Annotated in this window: 4 protein-coding genes; 1 reads left to right on the top strand and 3 read right to left on the bottom strand. The window is 36.7% G+C overall.

All coding sequences use genetic code 11. The annotated features are described in order from the left end of the window. The first annotated feature begins 300 nt into the window (after nucleotides 1-300). Complete coding sequence (locus F6K54_RS23635) at nucleotides 301-978, top strand: glycoside hydrolase family 108 protein (protein WP_293082759.1); 678 nt, start codon at nucleotides 301-303, stop codon at nucleotides 976-978. Nucleotides 979-1,654: 676 nt separating this feature from the next. Here F6K54_RS23635 and F6K54_RS23630 read toward each other — a convergent pair. The 3 genes from F6K54_RS23630 to F6K54_RS23620 form a co-directional block, all read right to left on the bottom strand. Continuing rightward, nucleotides 1,655-3,229, bottom strand: a complete 1,575-nt coding sequence (locus tag F6K54_RS23630; protein WP_293082756.1) for a TAXI family TRAP transporter solute-binding subunit — start codon at nucleotides 3,227-3,229, stop codon at nucleotides 1,655-1,657. Between the two features lie 1,475 nt (nucleotides 3,230-4,704). Further along, a complete protein-coding gene (locus F6K54_RS23625) occupies nucleotides 4,705-5,892 on the bottom strand; it encodes a TRC40/GET3/ArsA family transport-energizing ATPase (protein WP_293082753.1) in 1,188 nt (395 codons plus the stop codon). Nucleotides 5,893-6,049: 157 nt separating this feature from the next. Then, a complete protein-coding gene (locus tag F6K54_RS23620; protein ID WP_293082750.1) occupies nucleotides 6,050-6,430 on the bottom strand; it encodes a DUF2358 domain-containing protein in 381 nt (126 codons plus the stop codon). Nucleotides 6,431-6,710 lie beyond the last annotated feature (280 nt).

The raw sequence follows: 6,710 nt of genomic DNA, 5'->3' as shown, positions 1-6,710 counted from the left end.
CCGCAAACAGCTATCAGCTATTAGCTATAATCAAAACTTTTAACTGTAATGTTTTGAAGTTTCTTAGCTGTCCTAATCTTAATGCGTAGTACTATAACTAAGATGAAATAGGTTAATGTTTTCTCAAAATAATTTATCAAGAGATAGAGATATGGGGAGATAGGGAAAGTCATAAATAGCATAATTACTTGTATTTCATATCAATTTGCTCTTTTACTATTTCCCTCAACTTTCAGCCCTAAAGCTGATAATAAATCTAGTCTTAATTTTGGCATTTAATATTAAAGAAGGAATCTTTCAATGATTGAAAAAAAATCACATCAACTTCCACCAAAAATTAAATTTAAACCTCAAATAATTCTAGTAATTACTGCATTAATTTTGACAGTGGGAATCCCTGTTTTTATCGGTCATAAAATTCCTGTTCAAGCACAAACAGAACAAAAATACGAAGAAAAATTATTTGAAACAGCTCTAGCTTTTACTCTATATTTTGAAGGTGGATTTAGTAATCATCCAGCAGATAAAGGTGGTCGAACTTATAAAGGAATTTTGCAAACTGAATATAATGCTTATAGACGAAGACGTGGTTTACCAACTTTAGATGTTACGCAAATGTCTGATACTGAACTAATGGAAATTTATCAAGGTTATTGGGATAATAGTAAGTCAGCTACAATGCATCCTGCTCTAGCTGTAGTTATGTTTGATACTGCAGTTAATTTTGGCATTAATAACTCAGTAACTTTTCTTCAGCAAGCTTTAGGATTACCACAAACAGGTATATTTGATGCTGTTACTAAGTCAGCATTAGCAGAAGGTAATAATCGAAATACAGCTCTTCAAATGATTAATGAAAGAATTATTTATCGTTATAAAAGAGTGCAGGAAGATGCGAGTCAAATGGCTTTTTTTCATGGTTGGTTAGCTCGTGATTATAGTTTGTGGGGTTATGTAGAAAAGCTCAAAGATCGTTGAAGAAGGAAGTTCATTAATGGATAATGGATAATGGATAATGGATAATTAGGGCTTGCTGAAAAAGTCTTTTAGTAGGGGTAGGAGACAGGAGACAGGATAAATCGGAATGAGCGAGGGGGTAGAAGTAAGAATTTTCCCAAGATTGTCCTGCCCAACTATGCGCCTAAAATACTAACTTTTTAAGCGTTTTAAACTAAAACAGGCGCACTTTTTTCTACCCTAAAAAGGCCAATACCAATATCAGTAAATGCTTTGATATTTAATCAGCAAGCCCTAATTAGAGTTTGCTGAAAAAGTCTTATGAGTGAAGATAGGAATCAGAAGTCAGGAGCCAGAATGAATAGGAATTATACCAATTTGATAAATGTTTGCTACAAATAGCTAGGGTATTTTTTAGAATTCAGAATCCAGAATTCAGGAGTCAGAATTAATAGATTTAATACCAATTTTCAGGTCGTAAATTCTATTTTTTGTCAAAGGGACATTCCCTGCAAAATCTTTTTATTGCACTTATTATTAGTAACATTCTTTTTTCAAATTGGTATTACAGAGAAGGCAGTCGAAAGAATTATCGCTTAATTTTTCTGCCCTTGTCTGCTCACATTTTGAGCATTTTGGGCAATTCGGAGCTAAAAGCTGACACTTTTCTCTGTATTTTTTACCTGAAAAATTAAAATTATGAATTTAAGGATGCAGGAACATTATGATGAGTCGTATTATTACCATTACCATTACCACTATTATTATTGTTTAAATTCACATAATGACTAATAAGTTGAGTCAAATGAATGAAAGTCTGAATGTCAATTTGACGTGATAATAACATTTCTCGATACTTATTTTCTAAATTTTCCAGCTTATCCTTAACTTCTTCTGGACATACTTCCGACATAGATTGCCATTCATCAATTAATGCTATGGTATTTTGAATATCTTTCTGATTTTGTTTTTCTTGCAAAATTCGGCATTCTTCTACAAGCACCTTTGTCATTTCTTCTAACTTTTCAAAAGCTTCTTTAGGTAAGTCTCCCTCAATCAACATTGACCTATGTTGCTGCCTTAATTCTTCTACTTCTTTAAGAGCTTGAATTGGATTTTCTTCTAAATTTAAACTAATGTTACTGAGAGCTAAACGGCTATTTTTAATCATATTGAGACACTGTTTATGACGCCACATTCGCAACAAAAATCCCAGAATACCTGTAGATATAACAATAATCATACCTGCCTGTAAATCTTGGTTTTCCTCTAAATAGCGCATCCAAACTTGTCTGGGGTCGCCTTGCTCAAATGCTTGCTGAGAACCAGGATGAAGATATACCAATCCACTCTGTAATAAAGAGCGAGCATTTCCGTCAGCAAGTTCTGGGTAAAATAATGAATATTGTCGAGAAGATGAAATAATTGACCAAGTTAAAAGAGCAATTTTTTCTTTACTGACATCAGGACGAGTTACTAAAGCAGCAGCAGTAGAAATAGTAGGTAAATCTTCCTGAGGTATTGGTGGTAGAGGAATATAACTACCTTTCGGCATGGTTGCACTTTGATATGATTCTGGAAATTGAATAGTTAAGTAGTTAATAAAGGCAGTTGATATCGGAACTAACCTGAGCAAGGGAGGTGTTGCTAACTCTGCTTGAACTTTTTTACTGCTTCCCACCGGGCCAACATAGATAAAAGCATCTATTTCTTTCTGTTTCAGTTTATCAAATCCTTCTCTGATATCAATATTCGCTTCAATAATGTTTAGATTTGTGGCACTAAATAATCGTCTAGCAGTGAAGTAAATACCGCTTTCGGGAGTACCAAAAATAACTCGTTTTCCGTCAAGGTCGGTAAAAGTCTCGATCTCTGAGTCAGATTGTGTAATTAGATGTAAATATTCATGGGCAAGAACAGCTATTGTTTGGACTTTGCCCATTTTCATTGCTTCACTGGCGACATCTACTTGAACTAGGGCAAGGTCTGTTTCTCCATTGAGTAGACGTTTGAGGTTTTGTTGCGAACCGTAGGAATCATAATTATCATGGACGGTTATTTTCCCTACTTCACGAGCTGAAATTACTATTTGCCTGCCTATGTTTTCATAAGCACCTCCATTAGCACCAGTAGAAAGGGTTAGACTGTGGCGTTGAGTAGTGCAACTCGTTAATGCGATCGCCCATAAAAATATACCTCCTACTCCTATTAATTTACTAGGTAGTTTGTGATGAGGATATATAGCAGTTGATAATTTAGTAAATATATGCAATTTATTATCTCCTTAAAAGGAAAAATGTTATGCCTAGAATAATGCGATTCTATTCTTGCTTCTACCTGGCAATGTCGGCATTATCCAGTCCACAAGCTGACATGGACGTTTGCGGAACGCGGAGCGTAGCTCTCACTGCCCGCCATACCTAGATTTAAGCTAGCATTCAAGTCCCACACGCAGCTAAAATTGCAGTGTTCGCAAGAAGTATTGATTTTCAAATAATATCATGTCCGGATAAACACTAACAATAAAGTCATTGTGGCTAGAACAGAGTGGAAGGAAGCAATTTCAGGGGTTTGAGATATTTATTCCATTTATTCTTAATAGGCATCTCCAAAAATCAAAAATCAAATCAATTATCGTACAGAAATTATCAATTATTCCCCTCCCCTCCTGGGAGGGGCTAGGGGTGGGTTGGGAGGGGGAGGGGCGAGGGGTGGGTTCCCTATTCCCTATTCCCTCTTTTCTGGAGATGTCTAATGATAACTATTCAACCGGACATGATATAAAATGTCGCTAAAAACAAATAAACTATGGTTACTTTTAATTTTATAGCGCTGTGCGCAGCTCATCTGGCAACAGGCAACAGCTCATCTGGGGAAATAAAAAACCGATAATATAGAACCCCTGAGTGGCATCTCTAAAAATTTAGGCGTACGCTCCTATTACTTAACTTAAGCATATATCTTTTCGGAGAAAGACATTTCCAATCATCAAAAATCAAATCAATTATTGTAGAGCGTGTCATCAATTCTTCCCCTCCACGGTCGGGGGAGGGGCGAGGGGTGGGTTCCCTACTCCTGTACGGGCGAATCGCGATTCGCCCCTACTCCCTACTCCCTCATTTGGTGGAGAGAGCTAAAAGATACGGTTAGGGGCTCTATAAGGCTTTTAGCTATTGGACAGTTCTTGTAATTTGTAAATAGGGCTTGCTGATTAAATCTCAAAGCATTGACTGATATTGGTTGTAGCATTTTTTGGCCTTTAAAAAGTGCGCCTGTTTTCGGTCTAAAGAGCTGCAAAAAGCTAGTATTTTGGGATGATTATGACAGAAAAATCACTCTTACAAAACTTAGCTCCTACCTCCTCTAAGTACCCCTAACTCCTGTCTCCTGTCTTCCCCTCCACCGGAGGCAGGGCTAATTCATTGTCGCGCCTAGAATATTTACAACTGTATATTTTTGGTTAACTCACTCTAGCAAGATGTACAAAATTTCAAAATTTCAAAGGATACAATTTTTCTCTCTTGACGATAAATTGATCTTACTCCCCTACTCCCCCACTCCCCTACTTCTTTTTTCTCTCGTGACAATAAATAGACCCTGCTCCTGGGAGGGGGAGGGGCGAGGGGTGGGTTGTCTCCTACCCTCACCCATAAGACTTTTGAGTGCAAACCCTAAATATGCCAGCGCACATTGCTATATATTGTAGGAGATAGGTTTAAAACCTGCTCCCACAAAAAAATAACTGTCCTAAACTTTTGCCACTTCAGCAAACCTAATCTTTAAATAATCATCCTCCATTTTTGCCCCCGCAGGTTGCAACGCTGCTAAAGCTTGAGGCAAAACCAAATTCCGACGATGATTACCAATTCTAATATTCAATTCATCCCCAGTTTTATTCAATTGAATTTTCTCTTTAGGAATTCCAGGTAAATATAATTCCAAATTATAATTCCCCTTTTCTTGCACCACCTTCACAGTATTTTCCTTATAGTAAACCTGACTAGGGTCCTCATTTCCATAAAGAGTTTCTTTCAACCTTTCCAAAGCAGCCAAACCACACATTTCCTCAGAATAAAGAGGTACCTCCTTCACAGGTAAAGGTCTAAAATTATCGTGAATTTCTTGCCGATATTGCTGTTGATTTTCCTTCCACTTTTTAAAGAAAGGGTCAGTCACAGAATCAGGAATAATCCGATTAGCTACTACTAAATCTGTAGAAACATTGTACAAACTTAAATAAGCATGAGCCCGTAAAGACTCCTTAATTACCATCTTTTCAGGATTAGTAATTAACCGCACAGAAGTCTTAGTATTATCAGTTAAAACCTTTTCCAAAGCCTCAATTTGCTCATAAAACTCATAAGGAGCATCCATAACTTCCTTATCTGGCAAAGAAAAACCAGTAATAGGTTTAAAAATAGGCTCAAAAAGAGGTCTTAATGCCACCGACATTCCCTGCAAAGGCTTATAAAACTTCCTCATATACCAACCCCCCACTTCCGGCAAACTCAAAAGTCGCAAAGCAGTACCAGTCGGAGCAGAATCAATAATTAAAACATCATACTCCCCCTCGTCATAGTGACGCTTCATCCTCACCAGACCAAAAATTTCATCCATTCCTGGCAAAATTGCCAACTCCTCAGCTTGCACACCATCCAAACCCCGCGCCTGCAAAACCTGAGTAATATAACGTTTTACCGCCCCCCAATTTCCCTCCAATTCCATTAAAGCATCCAACTCAGCACCCCAAAGATTTTCCCTAACTTTCCGAGGTTCGTGGCTCATTTCCATATCAAAGCTATCTGCCAGGGAATGAGCTGGATCAGTACTGAGAACCAGAGTTTTATGGCCTAACTCTGCACAACGTAGTCCCGTTGAGGCAGCCACTGATGTTTTGCCAACGCCGCCTTTTCCCGTCATTAATATTACGCGCATCAATATTTAACCTTTTCTGAAAAATTTTTACATAATTTTTACACATCTTAACTTTAGCGGTTTTTTGACTTTTCCAGGATCTAGGGAGGTTTCATATATCAAATTTGTGCTTTTTTGTCAATATATATATCAAAAAATTAAGCTGAGAATTATTTAGCTACTTCACTTGAAAAACCTGTTTTAAAACATCCAGTCGAGAAATATCCCAATAGTCAATATGACTGTTAATCAATCCATCTGAATTGAGTTTCAATTCACTCCATCCTGGTATTGCCATTCGAGGTTTCCAAGGCACAGGAGCTGTCCAACTAAGTGTCCAACGGGTTTTAATTAAATCTCCTGAATGACTAATATCGTGTAAGTCAAGCTGAATATCATTAAACCAATTCTTCATAAAACCGATCATTTTTTGATAACGGTCAATTCCTCTAAATTTATTTAATGGGTCTTCAAAGTAAACATTTTCTGCGTAAATACTGTAAGTTTGATCGGCCGGAAATTTTTGATAATCTTGTTTAAGTATTGAAATAATATCCATTTTTTTATTTGAATTTTTTACTGCAAAATTAGACACTATCCATCAAATATGAAGTTCTGCCTGCCACCTCTGAAACTTTTATTTATCAAAATAATTTGGGTCTAAAACCCCACCTTTTAAGGCGAAATATTTTTGGAGCCTTGCTCAAATCCCTGTTACAAAAATAACTTTTGATATTATGTCCGGATAATTAGTGATAAAAAACTTTATCCCTTCTAACTCACATTCCGCACTTCAAGAGCGTATCATTAAAAGTAGTATATAAATTTGTATTTTAGTA

It is taken from the genome of Okeania sp. SIO3B5 (assembly GCF_010692555.1).
Taxonomy (GTDB): Bacteria; Cyanobacteriota; Cyanobacteriia; order Cyanobacteriales; family Microcoleaceae; genus Okeania.
This window is presented reverse-complemented; position numbering and strand designations above follow the sequence as displayed.

Coding starts and splice junctions, on each gene's coding strand:
- F6K54_RS23635 (WP_293082759.1), top strand. CDS start 301: ATGATTGAAAAAAAATCACATCAACTTCCACCAAAAATTAAATTTAAA.
- F6K54_RS23625 (WP_293082753.1), bottom strand. CDS start 5,892: ATGCGCGTAATATTAATGACGGGAAAAGGCGGCGTTGGCAAAACATCA.
- F6K54_RS23620 (WP_293082750.1), bottom strand. CDS start 6,430: ATGGATATTATTTCAATACTTAAACAAGATTATCAAAAATTTCCGGCC.